This window comes from Pseudomonas sp. SA233, assembly GCF_054792385.1.
Window position 1 is genome coordinate 3,401,388 of record NZ_CP096449.1, and the last position, 22,926, is coordinate 3,424,313.

The 22,926-nt window shown below is 65.0% G+C and carries 15 protein-coding genes; 4 read left to right on the top strand and 11 right to left on the bottom strand.

The features are described from left to right. Positions 1–58 precede the first annotated feature (58 nt). Positions 59–1,219: an acetylornithine deacetylase gene (argE, locus tag M1D87_RS15700; protein ID WP_039614196.1), complete on the bottom strand. Its 1,161-nt coding sequence runs from the start codon at positions 1,217–1,219 to the stop codon at positions 59–61. Further along, positions 1,212–1,889: a DUF1028 domain-containing protein gene (locus M1D87_RS15705; RefSeq protein ID WP_085720659.1), complete on the bottom strand. Its 678-nt coding sequence runs from the start codon at positions 1,887–1,889 to the stop codon at positions 1,212–1,214. Before M1D87_RS15705 ends, argE begins: the two co-directional genes overlap by 8 nt. Positions 1,890–2,260: 371 nt before the next feature. Here M1D87_RS15705 and M1D87_RS15710 point away from each other — a divergent pair, with 371 nt between their 5' ends. Both M1D87_RS15710 and M1D87_RS15715 read left to right on the top strand, forming a co-directional pair. Next, positions 2,261–3,580 carry a flavin-containing monooxygenase gene (locus M1D87_RS15710; RefSeq protein ID WP_015270678.1) on the top strand — a complete coding sequence of 440 codons (1,320 nt, stop codon included), beginning with the start codon at positions 2,261–2,263 and terminating at the stop codon, positions 3,578–3,580. Then, on the top strand, positions 3,580–3,996 hold the full coding sequence (locus M1D87_RS15715; protein ID WP_015270679.1) for a RidA family protein: 417 nt from the start codon (positions 3,580–3,582) through the stop codon (positions 3,994–3,996). The genes M1D87_RS15710 and M1D87_RS15715 overlap by 1 nt, the downstream gene beginning before the upstream one ends. A 158-nt stretch (positions 3,997–4,154) precedes the next feature. On the opposite strand, the gene M1D87_RS15720 is transcribed toward M1D87_RS15715, so the two are convergent. From M1D87_RS15720 to pgm, 4 genes are all read right to left on the bottom strand, one after another. Beyond that, positions 4,155–6,560 (bottom strand): TonB-dependent receptor, encoded by a 2,406-nt coding sequence (locus tag M1D87_RS15720; protein WP_123084842.1) that lies wholly within the window; start codon positions 6,558–6,560, stop codon positions 4,155–4,157. Between the two features lie 66 nt (positions 6,561–6,626). After that, complete coding sequence (locus tag M1D87_RS15725; RefSeq protein WP_024087280.1) at positions 6,627–7,571, bottom strand: FecR domain-containing protein; 945 nt, start codon at positions 7,569–7,571, stop codon at positions 6,627–6,629. Then, the gene (locus M1D87_RS15730) at positions 7,571–8,080 is read right to left on the bottom strand and encodes a sigma-70 family RNA polymerase sigma factor (protein WP_013972971.1); all 510 of its coding nucleotides are present in this window, start codon (positions 8,078–8,080) and stop codon (positions 7,571–7,573) included. Before M1D87_RS15730 ends, M1D87_RS15725 begins: the two co-directional genes overlap by 1 nt. 78 nt (positions 8,081–8,158) lie before the next feature. Continuing rightward, on the bottom strand, positions 8,159–9,796 hold the full coding sequence (gene pgm / locus M1D87_RS15735; protein WP_013972972.1) for a phosphoglucomutase (alpha-D-glucose-1,6-bisphosphate-dependent): 1,638 nt from the start codon (positions 9,794–9,796) through the stop codon (positions 8,159–8,161). Positions 9,797–10,099: 303 nt separating this feature from the next. Here pgm and M1D87_RS15740 point away from each other — a divergent pair, with 303 nt between their 5' ends. Both M1D87_RS15740 and M1D87_RS15745 read left to right on the top strand, forming a co-directional pair. Next, entirely contained in the window at positions 10,100–10,747 is a 648-nt protein-coding gene (locus M1D87_RS15740; RefSeq protein WP_013972973.1) for a DUF1345 domain-containing protein, read from the top strand. A gap of 274 nt (positions 10,748–11,021) precedes the next feature. Beyond that, positions 11,022–11,282 carry a DUF1652 domain-containing protein gene (locus tag M1D87_RS15745; RefSeq protein WP_013972974.1) on the top strand — a complete coding sequence of 87 codons (261 nt, stop codon included), beginning with the start codon at positions 11,022–11,024 and terminating at the stop codon, positions 11,280–11,282. Here the strand turns inward: M1D87_RS15745 and M1D87_RS15750 are convergent. The 5 genes from M1D87_RS15750 to M1D87_RS15770 all read right to left on the bottom strand — a co-directional run bounded on the left by M1D87_RS15750 (position 11,279) and on the right by M1D87_RS15770 (position 22,647). Continuing rightward, positions 11,279–13,369, bottom strand: a complete 2,091-nt coding sequence (locus M1D87_RS15750; RefSeq protein WP_123084843.1) for a putative bifunctional diguanylate cyclase/phosphodiesterase — start codon at positions 13,367–13,369, stop codon at positions 11,279–11,281. The two genes, M1D87_RS15745 and M1D87_RS15750, sit on opposite strands and share 4 nt — an antisense overlap. Positions 13,370–13,641: 272 nt before the next feature. Then, positions 13,642–15,129, bottom strand: coding sequence for an efflux transporter outer membrane subunit (locus tag M1D87_RS15755; RefSeq protein ID WP_123084844.1), 1,488 nt, complete (start codon positions 15,127–15,129; stop codon positions 13,642–13,644). Beyond that, positions 15,126–18,233 carry an efflux RND transporter permease subunit gene (locus M1D87_RS15760; RefSeq protein WP_123084845.1) on the bottom strand — a complete coding sequence of 1,036 codons (3,108 nt, stop codon included), beginning with the start codon at positions 18,231–18,233 and terminating at the stop codon, positions 15,126–15,128. Before M1D87_RS15760 ends, M1D87_RS15755 begins: the two co-directional genes overlap by 4 nt. Then, positions 18,230–21,328, bottom strand: coding sequence for an MdtB/MuxB family multidrug efflux RND transporter permease subunit (locus M1D87_RS15765; protein WP_123084846.1), 3,099 nt, complete (start codon positions 21,326–21,328; stop codon positions 18,230–18,232). The genes M1D87_RS15760 and M1D87_RS15765 overlap by 4 nt, the downstream gene beginning before the upstream one ends. Next, complete coding sequence (locus M1D87_RS15770) at positions 21,325–22,647, bottom strand: MdtA/MuxA family multidrug efflux RND transporter periplasmic adaptor subunit (RefSeq protein ID WP_123084847.1); 1,323 nt, start codon at positions 22,645–22,647, stop codon at positions 21,325–21,327. Before M1D87_RS15770 ends, M1D87_RS15765 begins: the two co-directional genes overlap by 4 nt. Positions 22,648–22,926 lie beyond the last annotated feature (279 nt).

The window sequence follows — 22,926 nt, forward strand, 5'->3', positions numbered from 1 at the left end:
CCCTTGAGACTGACGAGATCCTGTGGGAGCGGGTTCACCCGCGAAGAGGCCAGCGCAATCAACCCTGCCTGAGGTAATCCACCAGCCTCAGCAACATGGCATCACACCCCCGCAACTGCTCGACACTGACGAACTCATCCGGCTTGTGCCCCTGGTCCATGCTCCCAGGCCCGCACACCACAGTCGGGATGCCCGCCTGGTCGAACAGCCCACCTTCGGTACCAAACGCCACCGTACCGAACTCATCCGAACCACTGAGCAACGCCACCAGGCCAGCCGCCTCGCTATCCGCTGGCGTGGCCAGCCCCGGATACGCACTCAACGGCTGCAGGCGAATGGCGCTGGCGGCATTGACCTTGCGCATGCGCGGCAGCAGTTCGGCCTCGGCATAGGTTTGCAACTGGTCGGCCACTGCCTGCGCCTCGAACCCCGGCAAAGCCCGCACTTCGAAATCGAATTCGCATTCCGCCGGCACGATGTTCAGCGCCCTGCCCCCTTTGATCACACCGGTCTGCACGGTGGAGAATGGTGGGTCGAAGCGCTCGTCGTGATGCTCCGGCAACGCCAGGGCATCACCGATATCACCCAGCTTGCCGATCAGCTTCGCCGCATACTCGATGGCATTTACCCCGTACGGCGCGTACGCCGAGTGGCAGGCCGCGCCATGCACCTGACAACGCATCGCCAGCTTGCCCTTGTGCCCCAGCACCGGCTTGAGTTCGGTGGGCTCGCCAATCAGGCACAACCGTGGCTTGTGCGGGCGCTGCTCCAGCGCGGCCAGCATCGAGCGCACCCCCAGGCAGCCGACTTCCTCGTCGTAGGAGAACGCCAGGTGCACCGGCATGCGCAACGGCTGGGCGAGAAACGCCGGTACAGCCGCCAGTACCGAAGCGATGAAGCCTTTCATGTCGGCCGTACCACGGCCATACAGACGCCCGTCGCGCTCACTCAGGGCAAACGGCTCGACTGTCCAGGCCTGGCCGTCCACCGGCACCACATCGGTATGCCCGGACAACACCACGCCGCCAACGTCCCGGGGGCCGATGGTGGCGAACAGGTTGGCCTTGGTGCCTTCCGGGTTATGGAACAGTTCGCTTTCCACCCCCAGCTCGGCCAGGTAGTCGCGGATGAAGCTGATCAGTTCGAGGTTGGAATCCCGGCTGACCGTGGCAAAGCCGATCAGCCTGGCCAGCAGCGCGCGACTGGCAAATTCACTCATCGCCCGGCACCCCGTAGCTTGGCGCGGCAGTCGGGTTGAGGGCGCGGGTGACGTAGTCCTGCATCTGCGGCCGATACGCCTGCCACAGGCCATCGAGCACACCAATCGGGTCTGCTTCGGCCCAGTCCACACGCAGGTCCACCAGTGGCCAGGTCAGTTCGCCGGCAATCTTCAACGCCGCCGAGTGCACAGGCCCCGCCTCGCCACCTGCGGCCATCGCCGCGTGCATGGCCGCCAGCAGGCGGTCGGCCAGATGCCCGCCGGCTTGTTCAAAGGCCTGCACCATCGCCTCGATCACCTGGGTCGAGGCCAACAGGTTGCCTGCCGCCGCACATTGCTCACCGGCTACGGCGTGGTGGGTGCCAAGGGCTTCCTTGCCGGTGAACAGCGCCACCTGGCCATGGCTGTCGATTACGGTGACCTGGCGGTACTCGCTCCAGCCATTGGCGCTCAGCACCCGGTCCAGCGCAGCGGCAGGCGGCAACTGGCCCTGTTCCAGGGCATCGAGAATCTGCGGGCCCAGCGCCGGCAAGGTGATGTTCTGGGTGGCGACCGCACCCACACCGGCACGCACCCACGGGCAGCGGGCGCCCACGGCGATGCTCGAAGAGCTGATGGCGATACCGACCTGGCCGGTTTCCTGGCAACGACCGATGATGGAAAAAGTCATGTCATGCTTCCTGTTGTGCTGTGCGATACACGGCATTCTGGGTTGAACCTTTCGGCCGGCGAAACGACCTTTTTCCGAGGGGTTAGGCAGGAAAAAACTTTGCTCTGGCTGAGATCGAGCGCCGCCCGCGCGGCGCTTCGCAGCACAAGGCTGCTCCTACATCTGTTTCGGGCCAATTATTCCTGTCGGCACAGCGCGCGGCCCCTTGGCGTCCAACTCGCAAGCCGCAGAATCCAGGGCCTTCGCCGTTTTATCGGCAAGCCCCAGCTAAATACTATTTTCGCCATTTCCACGGCATCCCTAGTCTGGCCCCAGGCAACGGCGGTCCTCCAAACCGACCTGACAAAAACCGCCTGAACAAGGGCTCGGACATGACACTGAACAACCTCGAAATCGACACCCTCGTCGTCGGCGCCGGCCAGGCCGGCGTGGCCATGAGCGAACACCTGAGCAAGCTTGGCGTGCCGCACCTGGTGCTAGAGCGCAAGCGTATCGCCGAGGCCTGGCGCACCGGCCGCTGGGACTCGCTGGTGGCCAACGGCCCGGTCTGGCACGACCGCTTCCCGGGGCTGGAATTCAACCTCGACGCCGACGCCTTCGCCGGCAAGGACCAGGTGGCCGACTACTTCGAGCAGTACGTACGCAAGTACAACCTGCCAGTACGCACCGGCATCGAAGTGAAGAAAGTGCTGCGCAACAGCGACCGCCCCGGTTTTACCATCGAAACCAATGAAGGCGTGATTCGCGCCAACCGTGTGGTCGCCGCCACCGGCCCGTTCCAGAAACCGGTAATCCCGGCCATCGCGCCGAAAGACAGCAACCTGCACCAGATCCACTCCGCTGCCTATTACAACCCCGAGCAGTTGCCAGAAGGCGCTGTGCTGGTGGTCGGCGCCGGCTCCTCGGGCGTGCAGATCGCCGAAGAACTGATGCGTGCCGGGCGCCAGGTGTACCTCTCGGTCGGCGCCCACGATCGCCCGCCACGCGCTTACCGCAACCGCGACTTCTGCTGGTGGCTGGGCGTGCTGGGTGAGTGGGATGCGGAAATCGCCAAGCCTGGCCGCGAGCACGTGACCATTGCCGTCAGTGGCGCCCGTGGCGGCCACACCGTGGACTTCCGCGCCCTCGCCCACCAGGGCATGACCCTGGTCGGCCTGACCCAGTCGTTCGAGAACGGCGTGGCACGCTTCCAGGACAACCTGGTCGAGAACATCAACCGCGGCGACGAAAACTACCTGGCCCTGCTGGATGCCGCCGATGCCTACATCGAACGCAACGGCCTGGACCTGCCGGAAGAGCCCGAAGCCCGCAAACGCCTGGCCGACCCGGAGTGCATGCGCAACCCGCTGCAGCAGCTGGACCTGGCCAAGGCCGGCGTCACCAGCATCATCTGGGCCACCGGTTACGGTGTCGACTTCAGCTGGCTGCAGGTCGACACCTTCGACGCCAACGGCAAGCCCCAGCACCAACGCGGCGTGGCCCGCGAGCCGGGCGTGTACTTCCTTGGCCTGCCGTGGCTGTCGCGTCGTGGCTCGTCGTTCATCTGGGGCGTGTGGCACGACGCCAAGCACGTCGCCGGCCACATCGCCACGCAACGCACCTATGCCGCCTACCGCGACCGCGAGCAACGCGCAGCGGATGAGCAGCAGCAACCCAAGATCAGCAACGTCAGCACCCTCGGAGCCCACTGATGCCTACTCATACCCGCATCCGCATGTTCAACACCAAGGCCACCTACCCCAACCAGACCCTGGACAACGACCTGTGCCAGGCGGTGCGCGCCGGCAACACCATCTACGTGCGCGGCCAGGTCGGCACCGACTTCGAAGGCAACCTGGTGGGCCTGGGTGACCCACGGGCGCAGGCCGAGCAGGCAATGAAGAACGTCAAGCAACTGCTCGAAGAAGCCGGCTCGGACCTGTCGCACATCGTCAAGACCACCACCTACATCACCGACCCGCGCTTCCGCGAGCCGGTGTACAAGGAGGTAGGCAAGTGGCTCAAGGGCGTGTTCCCGATTTCCACCGGGCTGGTGGTGGCCGGGTTGGCCCAGGCCGAGTGGCTGATGGAGATCGATGTGATCGCCGTGGTGCCTGATTCGGTCTGATCGATCGGTTCAACCTGTAGGAGCGGCCTTGTGTCGCGAAAGGGCCGCAACGCGGCCCCGGTATTGATGCGCAACACTTGAAATTGCTGGGGCTGCTTTGCAGCCCTTTCGCGACACAAGGCCGCTCCTACAGGGAACGCGCCCACTTTTAAAATGGGCTAGAAACCCACTGTCGCCGACAGCAGGTAGGTACGCGGCGTAGACAGCGTCAGCCCCGGCTCGCTGTCATCCGAGGCCCCGGCCGAACTCCAGTAGCGGTCGTCCAGCACGTTCTCGACACTGGCACGCAAGGTCACCTGAGTGGCATCCACCTTGAACGCATAACGCGCTCCCACGTCGTAACGCTCCCAACCGTCTATCTGCTTGCTGTTGTTCTGGTCCAGGTACTGCGAGCTCGAGTGGATGCCCCGCGCCGTCAGGGTCAGGCCGTTCACCCCAGGCACATCCCATTCTGCGCCAAGGTTGACGTTGTACTCGGGCGTGGCCGGCGCGCGGTTGCCATCGTAGGCGCCACCGATGGTGTCGGTCAGTTCGCTGTCGATATACATCACCCCGCCCAGCACACGCACGCCCTGCACGGGCTCGCCGAACACGCTCAGTTCGATACCGCGGTTGTCGCGCTTGCCATTGGGGCCGAACACCCGCGATGTGGGGTTGGTTTCGTAGGCGGGCTGGCGGATGCGGAAGGCACTGGCGGTAAAGGCGACCTGGCCCAGGTCGTACTTGGCCCCCACCTCGACCTGGCGGCTGGTGAACGGCGGGAAGATCTGGTCTTCGTTGACCGATGTCGACGGCGCAATCTTGCCCTGGCTCAGGCCCTCCATGTAGTTGGCATACAACGACAGCTGGTCGTTGACCTTGAGCAGCACGCCGCCCGAGGGCGACACCTTCTCTTCATCGTAGGCGGTATCCCCCTTGATGCCGTCGCTCCAGTCATCCACCTGCACCCGCTGCCAGCGCGCGCCCAGGGTCAGCAGCAGGCGGTCATCGAAGAAGCCCAGGGTGTCGGCCAGGGCCACGCCGGAAAAGCGGTTTTCCGTGTACACCTCAGGGTCGATGCGGGTTGGCGTGCCCGGTGTCGGCGTGGCCAACGGGTGGTAGAGGTTGCTGGGCGCCGAGGCATAGCGGGCGCCGCCGTTGGTGAAGTCCATGTAGAAGTAGGTGGCGGCCAGGTTCAGTTCGTGGCTGACCGGCCCGGTATGGAACCAGTTGCGCACGCCGGCCATGGCGGTACGCACGGTTTCATCCCGGGTGAAGTCGCGCGGCTGCACGGTGAAGTCGCCGGCATCGTTGCTGATGGACACGTTGTGGCGCAGGAAGTCATGGTTGCTCTTGCGCGCGCCGACCGCGCCATAGGCCAGCAGCGACTCGCTGATATCGTACTCGGCATGCAGCGCACCGAAGGTGTCGTTGGTGCGCGCCTTGCTCCAGGCCTGGGCGTAGTTGTGGCGTACGTCGTTGGCATCCGGCACCTTGGCATTGGCACCGACCAGCACCCGCTCCTGCGGTGCATCGGTATCGCGCTCGGTATGGCCAAGGTCCGCCGAAAGCCGCAGGCGCTCGCCACGAAAGTCCAGGCCCAACACCGCCATTTCACGTTCGACTCGCTGGTGGTCCCATTCGGTATCGCCCGCCTGTTTCACGCCATTGAAGCGCACGCCGAACTGCTGGCCTTCGCCAAAGCGCCGGCCAACGTCCACCGCACCGCCTGCCTGACCCGCCGAGGCATAGCTGCCGGTAAACTCGGTGAGCGGCTGGTCGCCGGCCCGCTTGGGCTGCACATTGATGCCGCCGCCGACACTGCCTCGCGGCGAAATGCCATTGATGAGCTGGCTGGGGCCTTTGATGATGTCGACCCGGTCGGCCATTTCCATGTCGATCGAGTAGGTCGGCAGGATGCCGTACAGGCCGTTGTAGGCCACATCACTGTTGAACAGGCTGAAGCCGCGAATGGTGAACTGCTCGAAGCGCCCACCCGCCGGGTTGGTGGCGCGTACCGATGGGTCGCTGGCGATCAGCTCGCCCAAGGTCCGCGCCTGCTGGTTCTTCACCAGTTCGCTGGTGTAGCTGGTGATGCTGAACGGGGTTTCCATGAAGTCGCGCGTGCCGAGCAGGCCCTGTGAACCCTGACGGGCCACCTGGCCACCGGCATAAGGTTGTGTTTCGTTGCCTGCGGCCAGGCCACCGACGATGCTGGTCGGGGCGATTTCAAGCGCACCACCCGCCTGGGGTGCCGGCATCAATGTGAAAGCGCCCTCGCCCACCGGCAGCAACTGCAGGCCGCTGCCGCGCAGCAGCTGGGTGAAGCCTTCGTCGACGCTGTAGCGGCCGGACAGGCCATTGCTCTGCCGGCCGTTGACCAGCGCCGGGTCCAGCGACAGGCTGACCCCGGCCTGGTCGGCAAACTGGGTAAGTGCCGCACCCAGGCTGGCGGCTGGCACCTGATAGCTGCGCCGGGCAGGTTCATCGGCCCAGGCCGGTGCACACAACAACAGGCTCATGGCGAACAACGGATGTGCCGCACGCGCCAGTGGGCGCAGGCGGCTGGACATGACAACAGGCATTGAACAAGGCTCCCCTTTATTTGCTCCTACCGGTAATGACCGGTGAGCGAAAAAAAGGGGACAGCCTCATGCGCGATTTTCCCGCGCGGCCAGGCTCACCCAGTAACGCGTGCGCGTGTGCACCTGCAACGGCAGGCTGGCGGCGAGCAAGGCCAGCACCCGGTCGGTGTCGTCGAGGCGGAACGTACCGGTCACGCGCAGGGCCTCCAGTTCGGGCGCCCAGCGCAACACGCCGGGGCGGTACCTGCGCAGCTCGTGCAGCAGTTCACCCAAGGGGCGGTCCTCCAGGCGCAGTACCCCTTCGCGCCAGCCCAGCAGCCATGCGTCCAGGCCGGTGACAGGGCCAACCCCGGCCACTTGCAGGCTGGCCTGCTGCCCGGCCTGCAGCAGCAGCGCCGGGCCTTGCCGCGGCTGCAGGTTGGCCGTGCCCTTGAGCACCGATACCCGGCAAGCCTGATCGACCAGGCGCAAGCACACCTCGCCAGCATCCAGCGCGACCTGGCCATAGGGCACCTGCAACGTCAGGCTCAGGTTGCCGGGCAACCTGACTGCCACTTCGCCACGCAGCAATGTCAGGCGACGCGCGCCCAGGTCGATATCCACCGCACTGTCGGTGTTCAACTGCACGAATGTGCCATCGCTCAGCAGCACCTGCCGGCGCTCCCCGACCGCGGTGCGCATGTCGGCGGCCCAGGCCTCCAGCGGCAATTCGCGGCTTGCCAGCCAGGCCGCCGGCAACAATGCAGCCACGCCCAGGGCCTGCTTGAGCAGCGCCCGGCGGCCGCTATCCGGGCGGTCCAGGGTGGCCATGGCCAATGCGCCGGGTAGCGCGGAAAAGCGCTGGCGCAACAGCAGTGCCTTTTGCCAGGCGTGTTCGTGCAAGGTGCTGCTGGTGCGCCATTGTTCCAGGCGCTGCAGGTCACCCTCGCTGGCAGCGCCAGAGTCCACCAGTGCCAGCCAGCGCGCGGCGGCCTGCAGTGCCTCGCGGGTTTCGGGGGAATGGCTGGTCATTACAGTTCGGCCAGCAGGCAATGCTCGTAGGCCTGCGCCATGTAGCGTTTGACCGAGCGCTCGCAAACGCCCAGGCGCTTGCCGATCTCGGCATAGCCCAGGCCCTCCAGCTGGCTCCAGAGAAAGGCCTTGCGTACCGGCGCCTTGAGGCCGTCGAGCAACTCGTCGAGGGCTTGCAGGGTTTCCAGCAGTACCCAACGCTGCTCTGGCGAGGGCACATGCTGCTCGGGCAACTGCGCCAGTGCATCGAGGTAGGCTTGTTCCAGGCTGCGCCGCTGGTGGAAGTTGCTCAGCAGGCGCTTGCCCACGGTCAGCAGGTAGGCACGCGGTTCGCGAATGTCTGCCAACGGCTGGGCGCTGGCCAGGATACGCAGGAAGGTATCCTGGCTGAGGTCGGCGGCATCCCAGGCATTGCCCATGCGCCGCCGCAGCCAGGTTTCCAGCCAGCCGCGGTGTTCCCGGTACAGGGCAGGCAGGCTATGCTCCGGTGGCGGCGCGGCGTCGATCATGGGGAAGGCCCTGCGGTGGTGTAAATAAGATTAATTCTAATTTACACCATGCCACAGAACCAAGCGGTTTGTTACCAGTCAGGCAATCGCCGCATCCACCAGCACCTGCGCTTCCTGCACCAGGCGCTGCAGGTGCGCCTCGTCGATGAAGCTTTCGGCGTAGATCTTGTAGATATCCTCGGTGCCCGAAGGGCGCGCGGCGAACCAGCCATTGGCGGTCATCACCTTCAGCCCACCGATCGCCTGGCCGTTGCCCGGTGCATGGCTGAGGATCTGCACGATCGGCTCACCCGCCAGCTCGGTCGACTTCACCTGCTCCGGCGCCAGCTTGCTCAGCAAAGCCTTCTGCCGGGCATCGGCCTTGGCTTCGACACGGGTGGCGAACGGCTTGCCCAGCGCCTCGGTCAGGTCGGCGTAGGCCTGGCTTGGGTTGCGCCCGGTGCGGGCGGTCATCTCGGCAGCCAGCAAGGCCGGGATCAGCCCGTCCTTGTCGGTGGCCCAGACCGAGCCATCGCGGCGCAGGAACGAAGCCCCCGCACTTTCCTCGCCACCAAAGCCCAGCGTGCCGTCGAACAGGCCCTGGGCGAAGAACTTGAAGCCCACCGGTACTTCGTACAGTTCACGGCCCAGGCGCTGGGTGACGCGATCGATCAGGCCGCTGGACACCACGGTCTTGCCGACGGCGGCATCGCTGCGCCATTGCGGGCGGTGGCGGTACAGGTAGTCGATGGCCACGGCCAGGTAGTTGTTCGGCTGCAGCAGGCCATCGGGGGTGACGATGCCATGGCGATCGTGGTCGGGGTCGCAGGCGAAAGCCACGTCGAAGCGTTCGCGCAGGCCGATCAGGCCCTGCATGGCATAGGGCGAGGACGGGTCCATGCGGATCTGGCCGTCCCAGTCGACGGTCATGAAGCGGAAGGTCGGGTCGACCTCGGTGTTCACCACTTCCAGGTCCAGCTGGTAATGCTCGGCAATCGCCGACCAGTAGCGCACCCCTGCCCCGCCCAGCGGGTCGACGCCCAGGCGCAGCTTGGCAGCGCGGATGACGTCGAAGTCGATGACGTTTTCCAGGTCAGCCACGTAGTTGCTCACGTAGTCGTGACGCTGGGTGGTGGATGCCTGCAGCGCCTGGGCATGGTCCATGCGCTTGACGCCCGCCAGGTCAGCAGCCAGCAGTTCGTTGGCCTTGGCCTCGATCCACTTGGTCACGTCGCTGTCGGCCGGGCCGCCATTGGGCGGGTTGTACTTGAAGCCACCGCTTTGCGGCGGGTTGTGCGACGGGGTGATGACGATGCCGTCGGCCAGGCCCTGCTCGCGGCCACGGTTATGGCAGAGGATGGCATGGGAAACCGCTGGTGTTGGCGTGTATTCGTCGTCCTTGGACAGCATTACCTGCACGCCATTGGCAGCCAGCACTTCCAGGGCGCTGGCGGTAGCCGGTGCCGACAGTGCGTGGGTGTCGGCGCCGATGAACAGCGGGCCATCGATGCCCTTCTCCTGGCGATACAGGCAGATGGCCTGGGTAATGGCCAGGACGTGGTACTCGTTGAAACTCAATTCAAGCGAAGTGCCACGGTGCCCCGAGGTGCCGAAGGCCACCCGCTGGGCCGCCACGGCAGCATCGGGGCGGCCGGTGTAGTAGGCGGTGAGCAGTCGGGGAATATCGACCAGCACGCTGGCCGGAGCCGGCTTGCCTGCCAAAGGACTGAGCGTCATGCAGAAACCTCGAGTTCAACGGATGTTGGTGTTGGAGCGTGCAGTGTACTGAGAGTTGCAATGCCGTGCGATGGGCGGCAGCAAAGAAACATCAGGCCATGCAGCCCGCTTTTTTGTAGGAGCGGCCTCGTGTCGCGATAGGGGTGCGAAGCGCCCCCAGGATCTTCGCACCTTCAGGAATTGTCGGGGCCGCTTTGCGGCCCTTTCGCGGCACAAGGCCGCTCCTACATGGGCCAGCGCATGCCGCTCATCTGCCTCATGACGGTCTAGAGTAGAAACCATGCACCCCGCAAAAGAGACCCCATGGCTTTCCACCGCCTGACCCACACCCACCCGCGCCTGAGCATCGCCACTGTGGTCGGCCTGCTCGGCGCCTGGCTGATCCCCGCCAGCGACAGCGTGCAGCACATCCTCGCCGGCTGGAATCTTGGCGTATGGCTGTACCTGCTGCTGGTGCTCTACCTGACCTTGAGCGCCAATGCGGAAAAGGTACGCAAGGTCGCCCGCGTCGAAGACGAAAACGCCGGCCTGGTCCTGCTCACCGTGTGCATCGCCGCCATCGCCAGCCTCGCCGCCGTCACCCTGCAACTGGTGTCCAGCCGTGGCCTGCAAGGCACGGCGCTGGTCGTGCACTACCTCTACACCGGCCTGACCGTGGCCGGTTCCTGGCTGTTGATCGGCTGCATTTTCAGCCTGCACTATGCGCGGCTGTTCTATACCGGACAAAACCACGAACCGCCGCTGCGCTTCGCCGATGGCGAACGCAACCCCGATTACTGGGACTTCCACTACTTCTCGTTCACCATCAGCGTGGCGGTACAAACCTCAGACGTGGGCGTCGCTGGGCGGGGGCTACGGCGGGTGGTGCTGGCGCATTCGCTGGTGGGGTTCGTATTCAACACGGCGATCCTGGGATTCACCATCAACATCGCTGCCGGGTTGCTCGGCTGATCACACCGCTCGTCCGAAAACATCGCGCGGCAAATTCGATCAAATTGGCAGCACCTGGCGGGTTATCTGCTGTCAACATGCCAGGAAAACGTTTGCCTTGCGGGCCTGCGCAAAATGCCGTCCATGACAAAGATGTGACCTCTGTCATGCATCAGTGAATTTGTCTTATTGGCCGCCGAGAATAGTGCGTGACAGGTGCTATGGTTACTTTCCCGGCGGCCGCATCGATGTGGCCACCCGCTCACCACGTCCAGGTACGAACAAGGAGGCTGGCATGAACAAGATGACGTTCCCCAACGCCTGCCAGGTGATGCGCTGGCATTTCCACCCGCTGGGCTTCGAAGCCAGCATGGATGCGCCACGCAGCATGGTCGCGCGGCTGTTCGACCGCGCCACCGGTGAAACCCTGCTGGCGATTGCCGGCATCCCCTGCTCGGCAATCATGGCCGCCGCCGACGTAGAGCGCATCATCGAGGCCGTCGAGGCGGAGATGGATACTTTCATGCCCGCCTTCACCCTGCGCGACGCAGTCTAGCCCACTGCGGTACTTTCCTGGCGCATGGCCTGCAACTTGCCCATGAACTGCTCGGCCGGCACCGGCTGGCCCAGCAGGTAGCCTTGCAGCGAATCGCAGCCCAGGCGGGTCAGGAAGTCCTGCTGCCTGTCAGTCTCCACCCCTTCGGCAACGATGCGCAGCCCCAGCGCCTGGCCCAGCGCCACGATTGCCGAAACGATCGCCGCATCATCGCTGTCCTGCTCCAGGTCGCGCACGAAACCGCGGTCGATCTTCAGCTCGTTGGCCGGCAGGCGCTTGAGGTACATCAGGCTGGAATAGCCGGTGCCGAAGTCATCGATAGACAGGTCCACGCCCATGTCGGACAGCCGTTGCAGCACCGTCAGGCTGGCATCGGCGTCGTGCATGGCGGTGGTTTCGGTAATTTCCAGGGTCAGGCAGTTGGCCGGCAGGCTGTTCTGCTGCAGGGCTCGGGCCACGCTCTCGACCAGCCCGGCATGGCAGAACTGGATGGCCGACAGGTTCACCGCCATGCGCCAGCCGTGGTGCCCCTGGTCCAGCCACTGGCGCATCTGCCGGCAGGCCTCGATGAGCACCCATTCGCCAATGGGGATGATCAGGCCGGTCTTTTCTGCCAGGCCGATGAAACGGTCGGGCAGCAACAGGCCCTGCTGCGGGTGCTCCCAGCGCAGCAACGCCTCGGCACCGATCGGTTGGCAATTCTGGGCGTCGAACTTGGGCTGGTAGTGCAGGCGGAACTGGCGCTGCTCCAGGGCCTGGCGCAGGTCCTGCAGTAGCTGCAATTGCTGGCGAGCGTTGCTGTTCATCGACGCGTCGAAGAAGCTGTAGCCATTCTTGCCGGCGCTCTTGGCGTGATACATGGCAGCGTCGGCATTGCGCAGCAGCTCATGCTGGTCCAGGCCATTGCCCGGGTACAGGACGATGCCCAGGCTCGCTGTCAGCTGCAGGTCATGCTCGGCCACGCGGAATGGCCGTGACACCAGGTTGACCTGCTTGACCGCCACATCCATGGCATCGTTCGGCTCGCGCAGTTCCACCAGCAGCACGAATTCGTCGCCGCCGATGCGCGCCAGCGTGTCCTGGCTGTGCAGGTGCCCGCGCAGGCGCGCCGCCACGGCCTTGAGCAGCAAGTCGCCGATGTGGTGGCCGAAAGCATCGTTGACTGGCTTGAAGCCGTCCAGGTCGATGAACATCAGGGCAAAGTAGCCGCCCTGCTCCGCTACCTTGGCAATGGCCTGCTCGATGCGGTCGGCCAGCAACGTACGGTTGGGCAGGTCGGTGAGCGTGTCGTGCAGGGCCAGCTGGGTAAGTTCCTGGTTGGCCAGGGTCAGCGAACGGGCCAGCTCGGCGGTGCGTGCCTCCAGGCGGGCATCCAGTACCGAGGTGAGCAAGGCTACCGCCAGTACCGCCAGCGTGGTGATCAGCACCAGGTAGACCAGGCCGTCGCCTTGCAGGCCTCCCGCTGCCAGCGCACCGCAGAAGCTGCCTTCGGGGAAATTCGCCGCGGCCATGCCGGTGTAGTGCATGCCAACGATGGCAAAGCCCATCACCACTGCCGCCAGGCCGCGAATCTGCCTCACATAAGGAGTATGCGCACGCAGCCGGAAGGCGATCCACAACGCCGCTGCCGAGGCGGCCACGGCAATCAGCAGCGAGGCCCCGAACAGCGTCGGGTCATAGTCGATGCCCGGCAGCATGCGCAGCGCGGCCATACCGGTGTAGTGCATGCAGGCAATGCCGGTGCCCATGATCAGAGCGCCAAATGCCAATTGCTGCCACGGCAGGCTCGGCTGGCTGACCAGCCACAGGGCAAAGCCCGAGGACAACACGGCAATCAGCAGCGAGAACGCGGTCAGGGCAAGGTCGTAGCCCAGGTCGATGGGCAGGCTGAAGGCGAGCATGCCGATGAAGTGCATCGACCACACGCCGATGCCCATGGCCAACGCGCCCCCCCCCATCCACAGGCAGGCAGCCCGGCCTTTGGCCGTGGCGATGCGGCCGGTCAGGTCAAGGGCGGTATAGGACGCCAGAATCGCCACGCACAGCGAAATCAACACCAGCGAAGAGGAGTAGCTACCGATCAGCATCGAGAGTTCCAGCGGGGCGGGAGGCCCGGAAAAAGCTGACGATTGTACTCAAGGTCAGGCGAAACGCACGGGGTTTTTGCGAATGGGAATGGATCCAAAGGGAAGACGCTATACGGCCTCGCAGAAATGCACTCTCTTTTGTGGGAGCGGCCTTGTGTCGCGAAAGGGCTGTGAAGCAGCCCCAGCAATATCAGCCATTGTGCCGAGAACCTGGGGCCGCTTTGCGGCCCTTTCGCGACACAAGGCCGCTCCCACAAAGCACTGCCAATATTTCAGTCCTGCTCGGCAAACGCCTGTTCCGAATCCCAACCACCACCCAGCGCGGCAACCAGCTGCACGCTGGCCACCAGGCGCCCTTGCAGCAGGTTCAACACACTGCGCTCGTTGCTCAGCGCCGTGGTCTGCACGTTGACCACATCCAGGTAGCCGATCAGCCCGGCGCGGTACTGGTTCTCGGTCAGGCGCAGCGACTCGCGAGCGGCATCCAGTGCCTCCTGGCGCACCACCGCCTCATCGCCATACACCTTCAACTGCACCAGCAGGTTTTCCACTTCCTTGAAGCCGTCGAGCACGGTCTGGCGGTACTGCGCCACGGTCTGGTCATACACCGCCACCGTGCGGTCCACCTCGGCACTGCGCTTGCCGGCGTCGAACAAGGTCAGCGCCAGCTGCGGGCCCACCGACCAGTAGCGGTTGGGCAGTTCGATCCAGTTGCTGAAGCTGCTGCTGGAGTAACCGCCACTCATGCTCAGGCTCAGGTCCGGAAAGTACGCCGCCCGCGACACGCCGATGTTGGCGTTGGCAGCCATCACGTTGCGCTCGGCCGCAGCGATGTCCGGGCGTCGCTCCAGCAACTGCGAAGGCAAGGCCACCGGAATTTGCGGCAGCGCCGGAATGGATTTGCTGTCGGCCAGGGCGAAGTCCGCCGGGGTCTTGCCCAGCAACACGGCAATGGCATTCTCGAACTGTGCGCGCTGCCAGACCAGGTCGATCAGGTCGGCCTGGGTGCTCTTGAGCTGGGTACGCGCCTGGGCCACTGCATCAGGGCCGGCGACGCCAGCGCGATACTGGTTTTCGTTCATCCGCAGGGAACGTTCATACGCTGCCACGGTGGCTTCCAACAGGCGTTTCTGCTCGTCGATCACCCGCAACTGCAGGTAGTTCTGCACCAGTTCCGACTGCTGGCTGAGGCGGATCGAGGCCAGGTCGGCCAGACTGGCTTCGGCACTGGCTTCGTTGGCGTTCAGGGTCTCGCGCAGCTTGCCCCACAGGTCGATTTCCCAGCTGACGCCGAGCTGGGCATTGTAGGTGTTGCGAATGCCACTGCTGTTGTTGGACAGGCTCGAGCTGGAGCTGCCGGTACCCTGGGCCGAGCGGGTCTTGCCGACGCTCAGGTCCAGGCTGGGGAACAGCGCCGCCCGGCTGCTGCGCACCAGCGCCTGGGCCTGGCGATACTGGGCCTCCGATTGGGCCACGGTCTGGTTGCTGCGGTTGAGCTCTTCGACCAGTGCATTGAGCCCGGCATCGCCGTAGATTTCCCACCAGGCGCCGCGGGCGATGGCATCGGACGGCGTGGCCTGGGTCCAGCCTTCGGCGTGCTTGAACTGCGCCGTGCTGCTCAGCTCCGGGCGGTGGTAGTCCGGGCTCAGGGTGCAGGCGCTGAGCAAGGCGACGCACAACCCGGCGCCGAGCAGGCGCGAGCCACGCCCACGGGTCAGCGTCTGCAGGGCGCGGTGAAGTGGGGTCTGGGCAAAAGTCATAGCGGGGTTTCCAGGGCGGCGTCGGTGCGCACGCCACGCCAACGGTTGAAACGGTGACGCAGGCGGTCCAGGTACAGGTAGACCACCGGTGTCGTGTAAAGAGTGAGGACCTGGCTGAACACCAGGCCGCCAATGATGGTCAGGCCCAGTGGCTGGCGCATTTCCGCGCCTTCGGCGCGGCTCAGCAGCAGCGGCAAGGCACCGAGGATGGCCGCCAGGGTCGTCATCAGGATCGGCCGCAGGCGCAGCAGGCAGGCCCGGCGGATCGACTCTTCCGGTGTCAGGCCCTGGTGGCGCTCCAGCTGCAAGGCCAGGTCGATCATCAGGATGGCGTTCTTCTTCACCACGCCGATCAGCAGGAACAGCCCCAGCAGCGAGATCAGGCTGAACTCGCCGCCGGTGGCGTACAGCGCCAGCAGGGCACCGACGCCGGCCGAGGGCAGTGTCGAGAGGATGGTCAGCGGGTGAATGTAGCTTTCGTAGAGAATGCCCAGCACCAGGTAGACCAGCACCAGCGCGCCAAGAATCATCAGCGGCTGGCCTTCCTGGGTCTTGGCGAAGGCATCGGCGGTACCACCAAGCTTGGCAATCACTTCCTCGGGCAAGCCCAGCTTGGCCACCGCACGCTCCAGCGCCGCCATGGCCTGGTCGGGGCTGTAGCCTTCGGCGACGTCGAAGGCGATGCTTTCGGCGGCGAACTGGCCTTCGTGGCTGACCCGGTCGTTGGCCAGGCTGTTCTCGTAGTGGGCGATGGTCGACAGCGGTACGCGGGCACCGTCGGCGGTAATCACCTGCACCTGCTCGAGGGTGCTTGGGTCCCAGGCGTACTTCGGGTTGATCTCGAGCACTACCTGGTACTGGTTGAGGCTGTCGTAGATGGTGGATATCTGCCGCTGGCTATAGGCGTTGTTCAGCACCGAGGTGACCATGTCCATGTCGATGCCCAGGCGCTTGGCCTGGTCGCGGTCGACCACCAGGGTCACCTGCTGGGTGCCGGCACCGTCGCGGGCGTCGATGGCAGTCAGTTGCGGCAGTGCACGCAGCGCCGCCACCACTTTCGGGAACCATTCGCGCAGGGCCGCCAGGTCTCCGCTCTGCAGGGAGTACAGGTACTGCGAAGAGGTCTGGTCACGGCCACCACCGCCCAGTTGCAGGTCCTGGTCGGCCATCAGGAACAGCCGCCCGCCGGGTACCTTGGGCATTTCCTTGCGCAGGCGTTCGATCACCTTCTGGGCGTCGAGCTTGCGCTCGCTGATCGGCTTCAGGCGCACCAGCACAAAGGCATTGTTGGTGCCGCTGTTGCCACCGATGAAGCCGGCAACGCTCTGCACTGCCGGGTCGGCCAGCAAGGCGCGGCGGTAGATTTCCATTTTCGGTTGCATGACGCTGAACGACAGGCCATCGTCGCCACGGATGAAGCCTATCAGCTGGCCGGTATCCTGCTGCGGCATCAGCGTTTTCGGCACCACCACGTACAGGGCGATGTTGATGCCGATGGTGGCCAGCAGGCTGATCAGCGTCAGGCGTTTGTGGCGCAAGGCCCAGCCCAGGCTGCGGTCATAGGCATCGACCATGCGCTGGTGCAAGTGTTCGCTCCAGCGCTGCAGACGTGTCGGCTCGGCCTGGTGCGGTTTGAGCCAGCGGGCGCACAGCATCGGCGTGAGGGTCAGCGACACCACCAGCGACACGATGATCGCCGCCGCCAGGGTGATGGAGAACTCCTGGAACAGGTTGCGCACGATGCCACCCATGAACAGGATGGAGACGAATACCGCCACCAGCGACACGTTCATCGACAGCAAGGTGAAACCCACTTCTTTGGCGCCCAGGAAGGCCGCTTTCATAGGCGGTTGGCCGTCCTCGATGTGCCGGGAGATGTTCTCCAGCACCACGATGGCATCGTCCACCACCAGGCCGGTGGCGAGGATCAGCGCCATCAGCGACAGGTTGTTGAGCGAGAACCCGCACAGGTACATGACCGCGAAGGTGCCCACCAGTGAGACCGGCACCGCCAGGCTGGGGATCAGCGAAGCACGCAGGCTGCCGAGGAACAGGTAGACCACCAGGATCACCAGCACCACGGCGATCAGCAGGGTGTGCTCGGCTTCCTTGAGGGTTGCCTTGATCACTGGCGAACGGTCCATGGCCACGTTCAGTTCCACGCTGGCCGGCAGCAGCGACTGCAGGGCCGGCAACTGCGCCTTGATCTGGTCGACCGTTTCAATGATGTTGGCGCCTGTCTGGCGGTTGACCACCAGCAGCACCGCGCTCTGGTCATTGAAGAAGCCGCTGTTGTAGCGGTTCTCGACGCCGTCGGTGATGGTCGCCACGTCGGAAAGGCGCAGGATGGTGCCGTTCTGCTGGCGGATCACCAGCGGCTCGTAGTCCTTGGCGCTTTCCAGCTGGTCATTGGCGCGCACCTGCCAGTTGCGCTCGGCGTCCTCGACAAAGCCCATCGGCCGGCGCTGGTTGGCGTTGGACACGGCAGTACGTACTTCATCCAGCGACAGGCCGTACTGGTTGAGCAATTGCGGCTCGACGGCAATGCGCACCGCCGGCAGCGAACTGCCGCCGATCTGCACCTCCCCTACCCCGGGCACCTGGGCCAGGCTCTGCGACAGGATGGTGTCGGCCAGGTCGTACAGCTGGCCCTTCTGCAGCACGTCCGAAGTCAGCGACAGCACCATGATCGGTGCCTGCGACGGGTTGATCTTCTTGTAGGTGGGCATGCTGCGCATACCACTGGGCAACAGGTTGCGGGTGGCGTTGATCGCCGCCTGCACCTCGCGCGCCGCACCGTCGATGTCGCGGCCCATCTCGAAGCCGATGATCACCCGTGTGGAGCCCTGGTTGGAGCTGCTGGTCAGGGTGGTCACGCCGGCAATGCTGCCAAGCTTGCGCTCCAGCGGCGTGGCCACGGTGGAGGCCATGACTTCCGGGCTGGCGCCTGACAGGTTGGCCGACACCACGATTACCGGGAAGTCCATCTGTGGCAGCGGTGCCACCGGCAGCAGGCCGAAGCTGACCCCGCCCAGCAGCATGATCGCCAGGCTCAACAGCATCGTCGCAACCGGGCGACGGATGAAAGGACCGGACAGGTTCATGCCTCGGCCTGCTTCACGTCAGTGGCCGGGCGCCAGCGGCGGGCCAGGCGGTCGAAGTACAGGTAGATGACCGGGGTGGTGAACAGCGTCAGCACCTGGCTGACCAGCAACCCGCCGACCATCACCAGGCCCAGCGGCTGGCGCAGCTCGGCACCGGAACCGGTGGCGAGCATCAGCGGCACCGCGCCGAACAGCGCGGCCAGGGTAGTCATCAGGATCGGCCGGAAGCGCAGCAGCGCCGCCTGGTAGATGGCATCGCGCGGGCTCATGCCCTGCTGGCGCTCGGCCTCGAGGGCGAAGTCGATCATCATGATCGCGTTCTTCTTGACGATGCCGATCAGCAGGATGATGCCGATGATGGCGATCATGCCCAGGTCGTTGCCGCTGATGAGCAAGGCCAGCAAGGCGCCGACCGCTGCCGACGGCAGGGTCGAAAGAATGGTCACCGGGTGGATGTAGCTCTCGTACAGCACGCCCAGCACGATGTACATGGTCACCACCGCCGCCAGGATCAACAGCAAGGTGCTCGACAGCGATGCCTGGAAGGCCTCCGCCGCACCCTGGAAGCGGGTCTGCACGCCCAGCGGCATGCCGATGTCCTTCTGCACCTGCTCGATCACCCGCACCGCCTTGCCCAGCGAAGCGCCGTGGGCCAGGTTGAACGACAAGGTCACCGCCGGGAACTGACCGATGTGGGAAATGGCCAGCTGGGCCTGGCGCTGCTCGATGCGCGCCAGCGCCGACAGGCGCACCTGGCCGCCATCGGTGGCCTTGACGTGGATCGACTCCAGCGCCTGTGGGCCGATCACCGCCGCATCCTGCGACTGCAGCACCACGCGGTACTGGCTGGCCTGGGTGTAGATGGTCGAGATCTGACGCTGGCCGAAGGCGTCATACAGGGCGTTGGTGATTTGCGACACGCTGATGCCCAGGCGGCCGGCCATGTCGCGGTCGATCACCAGGTACACCTGCAGGCCCTTGTCCTGCAGGTCGCTGGCCACGTCGGCCAGTTCGGGGCGCTGCTGCAGCGCCTGCACCAGCTTGCCGCTCCACTGCGCCAGCAGGTCGGCGTCGGGCGACGAGAGGCTGAACTGGTACTGGGTCCGGCTGACCCGGTCCTCGATGCTCAGGTCCTGCACCGGCTGCATGAACAGGCGGATGCCCACCAGCCGATCGACTTGCGGCTGCAGGCGGTTGATCACCTCGCTGGCAGTGACATCACGCTCGCCATGGGGTTTGAGGTTGATCAGCAGGCGGCCGCTGTTGAGCGTGGCGTTGTCGCCATCGACACCAATGTAGGACGACAGGCTCTGCACCGCCGGGTCCTGCAGGATCACCTTGCTCAGGGCCTGCTGGCGTTCGCTCATGGCGGCGAACGAGGTGGACTGCGGCGCTTCGGAAATGCCCTGGATCACCCCGGTGTCCTGTACCGGGAAGAAGCCCTTGGGCACCACCATGTACAGGAATACGGTGAGCGCCAGGCTGGCCACGGCCACCAGCAGCGTCAACGGCTGGCGCTTGAGCACCCACTGCAGGGCGCTGCCGTAGTGCCTGATCAGCCAGTCGATCCAGGCGCCACTGGCGCGGTAGAACCGGCCCTGTTCCTCTTCCTTGGGCTCGCGCTTGAGCAGGCGCGCGCACATCATCGGCGTGAGGGTCAGCGATACCACCAGGGAAATCAGGATGGCCACCGCCAGGGTGATGGCGAACTCGCGGAACAGGCGGCCGACCACATCGGCCATGAACAGCAGCGGGATCAGTACCGCGATCAGCGAGAAGGTCAGCGAGATCAGGGTGAAGCCGATTTGCCGGGCGCCCTTGAGCGCCGCCTGCATGGGCGTCTCGCCCTCCTCGATGTGCCGGGAGATGTTCTCCAGCATGACGATGGCGTCGTCGACCACGAAACCGGTGGCGATGGTCAGGGCCATCAGGGTCAGGTTGTTGACCGAGAAACCGGCCAGGTACATCACGCCGAAGGTGCCGATCAGCGACAACGGCACGGCGATCGACGGGATGAGTGTGGCGCTGAAACGGCGCAGGAAGACGAACGTGACCATCACCACCAGGGCGATGGCGATCAGCAGTTCGTGCTGCACGTCCTTGACCGCGGCGCGGATGGTCTGGGTGCGGTCGGTGAGCACCGACACATCGAGGCCGGCCGGCAGGTTGTCGGTGATCGACGGCAGCAGGGCCTTGATGCGGTCGACCACTTCGATGACGTTGGCGCCCGGCTGGCGCTGGATGTTCAGCAGCACGGCGTGGTTTTCGTTGGCCCAGGCAGCGAGGCGCTCGTTTTCGGCGCCGTCGACGATTTCTGCAACATCCTTCAGACGCAGAGGCGCGCCATTGTTGTAGGCCAGGATCAGGTTGGCGTATTCCTCAGGGGAACGCAGCTGGTCGTTGGCGTCGAGCATCGACACCCGGGTCGGGCCGTCGAAGTTGCCCTTGGGCTGATTGACGTTGGAAGCGCCGATCAGGGTGCGTACGTCCTCCAGGTTCAGGCCGTTGGCGGCCAGGGCATCGACGTTGACTTTGATCCGCACCGCCTGGCGCTGGCCACCGGCGATGCTGACCATGCCCACACCGCTGATCTGTGCGAGCTTCTGTGCCACACGGGTATCGACCAGGTCGTTGAGCTTGGGCAGCGGCATGGTCTTGCTGGAGATGGCCAGGGTCAGCACCGGGGTGTCGGCCGGGTTGACCTTGTTGTACACCGGCGGCGCCGGAAGGTCGCTGGGCAGCAGGTTGCTGGCGGCGTTGATCGCGGCCTGCACCTGTTGCTCTGCAACGTCCATGTTCATGTCGAGGTTGAAGCGCAAGGTCAGCACCGAGGCGCCGCCGGAGCTGGTCGAGGCCATCTGCTCCAGGCCTGGCATCTGGCCGAACTGACGTTCGAGCGGCGCGGTAACCGCGCTGGTCATGACCTGCGGGCTGGCGCCTGGGTACAGGGTCATGACCCGGATGGTCGGGTAATCCACCTGCGGCAATGCGGAAACCGGCAGCAGCTTGTAGGCGATCAGGCCGGCCAGGACGATGGCCAGCATGCTCAGCGTGGTGGCAACCGGCCGCAGAATGAACAGACGCGAGAGGTTCATGCGCCCGCCTTGCCTGCTGCGCTACCAGGCTGTGCTTCACCGGGCTGCACATCGCCAGTGCTTGCCGAACCCTTGGCTTCCTGGCCTTGCAGGTGCTGGCCCGGGGTGGTCGGCACCTGCGAGCTGTCTTCGACAACTTCCACCTTGGTGCCTTCGCGCAGGCGGTCGGTGCCTTCCAGCACCAGGCGGTCGCCGGCCTTGAGGCCCTCGAGAATGACGCTGTTCTCGCCGTCGCTGGCGCCGACCTTGAGCTTGCGGATGTTGACCGTGTTCTGGTCATTGACCACGTAGGCGAAGGAGCCGTCATTGCCGAACTGGATGGCCGCCGCCGGGGCCATGGTCACCTGCTTGAGGGTGTCGGCCAGCAGGCGCACGTTGACGAACTGGTTGGGGAACAGGGCCAGGTCCTTGTTCTCGAAGCGGCCCTTGAACTTGAGCGTGCCGGTGGTGGTGTCGATCTGGTTGTCGATGCTGCCCAGCACGCCGGTGGACTGCAGCTTGCTGTCACTGCGGTCCCAGGCTTCGACCGGCAGGCTGGCGCCGCTGCGGTAGCGCTCCAGCACGGTGCTCAACTCGGTTTCCGGCAGGGTGAAGGCAACACTGATCGGCTCGGTCTGGGTGATCACCACCAGCGCGGTGGTGTCGTTGGCCGCCACCAGGTTGCCCAGGTCGAGCTGGCGCAGGCCTACGCGGCCGTTGATCGGCGCGCGGATCTGGGTGAAATCGAGGTTCAGGCGGGCGTCGTTGACCTGCGCCTGGTTGGTCTTCACCAGCCCCTGGAACTGTGCCACCTGCGCTTCGGCGGTGTCGAGGGTTTGCTTGGCGATGCTGTCTTCGGCGTACAGGCCTTTATAGCGGGCCAGGTCGACCTGGGCGTTCTTCAGTTGCGCCTGGTTCTGCGCCAGGGTGCCCTCGGCCTGCTGCAGGGCAATGCGATACGGACGCGGGTCGATTTCGGCGAGCAGGTCGCCGGCCTTGACCTGCTGGCCTTCCTTGAAGTGGATCTTGACCAGCTCGCCAGCCACGCGGCTGCGCACGTTGACGGTGTTGGTCGCGGTGACTGTGCCCAGGGCCTTGTAGTACAGCGGGAAGTCGCCCACCCGCACCGGCTCGACGCGCACCGGCACCGGGTCGCTGGAGCCGCCGAAGCCCGGGCGACCGCCCATCATGCCCATGCCCTTGCCGCCGCGCCCGCCACCGGCTTCTTTATGCGCAGGCGTCGCCGCGGGCCACAGCCACCAGGCCAGTGCAGCCACCAGCAGCAGGATCAGCAGGCCGACGAGCCAGCGACGAGGGGAGCGGGAATTGGACACTTGCATGGGTTGAACGAACCTTGTTCGGAATGACGGCTTGGGGAGAATGAACGATAAGCACTGGCATCGTTTTAGCAAAGCGCCTTTACCAGAGGTTTACCTTTGCCTGACGTTGCCAAGGGGTTGAACTTTAAATGAAAACGGCCCGGAAAGCGTTCCGGGCCGTTTACAGGGTGTTGCTTGAGCGGTGGCGGGCTGAAAGGTTTCGGTTGCCTGTGCCGGCCCCTTCGCGGGTAAACCCGCTCCCACAGGTGCAGTGCACTACCTGTAGGAGCAGCCTTGTGC

Bases quoted from the DNA above. Each gene is read 5' to 3' on its own strand.
- argE (WP_039614196.1), bottom strand. From the start codon at position 1,219: ATGAGTGAATTTGCCAGTCGCGCGCTGCTGGCCAGGCTGATCGGCTTT.
- M1D87_RS15705 (WP_085720659.1), bottom strand. From the start codon at position 1,889: ATGACTTTTTCCATCATCGGTCGTTGCCAGGAAACCGGCCAGGTCGGT.
- M1D87_RS15710 (WP_015270678.1), top strand. From the start codon at position 2,261: ATGACACTGAACAACCTCGAAATCGACACCCTCGTCGTCGGCGCCGGC.
- M1D87_RS15715 (WP_015270679.1), top strand. From the start codon at position 3,580: ATGCCTACTCATACCCGCATCCGCATGTTCAACACCAAGGCCACCTAC.
- M1D87_RS15720 (WP_123084842.1), bottom strand. From the start codon at position 6,560: ATGCCTGTTGTCATGTCCAGCCGCCTGCGCCCACTGGCGCGTGCGGCA.
- M1D87_RS15725 (WP_024087280.1), bottom strand. From the start codon at position 7,571: ATGACCAGCCATTCCCCCGAAACCCGCGAGGCACTGCAGGCCGCCGCG.
- M1D87_RS15730 (WP_013972971.1), bottom strand. From the start codon at position 8,080: ATGATCGACGCCGCGCCGCCACCGGAGCATAGCCTGCCTGCCCTGTAC.
- pgm (WP_013972972.1), bottom strand. From the start codon at position 9,796: ATGACGCTCAGTCCTTTGGCAGGCAAGCCGGCTCCGGCCAGCGTGCTG.
- M1D87_RS15740 (WP_013972973.1), top strand. From the start codon at position 10,100: ATGGCTTTCCACCGCCTGACCCACACCCACCCGCGCCTGAGCATCGCC.
- M1D87_RS15745 (WP_013972974.1), top strand. From the start codon at position 11,022: ATGAACAAGATGACGTTCCCCAACGCCTGCCAGGTGATGCGCTGGCAT.
- M1D87_RS15750 (WP_123084843.1), bottom strand. From the start codon at position 13,369: ATGCTGATCGGTAGCTACTCCTCTTCGCTGGTGTTGATTTCGCTGTGC.
- M1D87_RS15755 (WP_123084844.1), bottom strand. From the start codon at position 15,129: ATGACTTTTGCCCAGACCCCACTTCACCGCGCCCTGCAGACGCTGACC.
- M1D87_RS15760 (WP_123084845.1), bottom strand. From the start codon at position 18,233: ATGAACCTGTCCGGTCCTTTCATCCGTCGCCCGGTTGCGACGATGCTG.
- M1D87_RS15765 (WP_123084846.1), bottom strand. From the start codon at position 21,328: ATGAACCTCTCGCGTCTGTTCATTCTGCGGCCGGTTGCCACCACGCTG.
- M1D87_RS15770 (WP_123084847.1), bottom strand. From the start codon at position 22,647: ATGCAAGTGTCCAATTCCCGCTCCCCTCGTCGCTGGCTCGTCGGCCTG.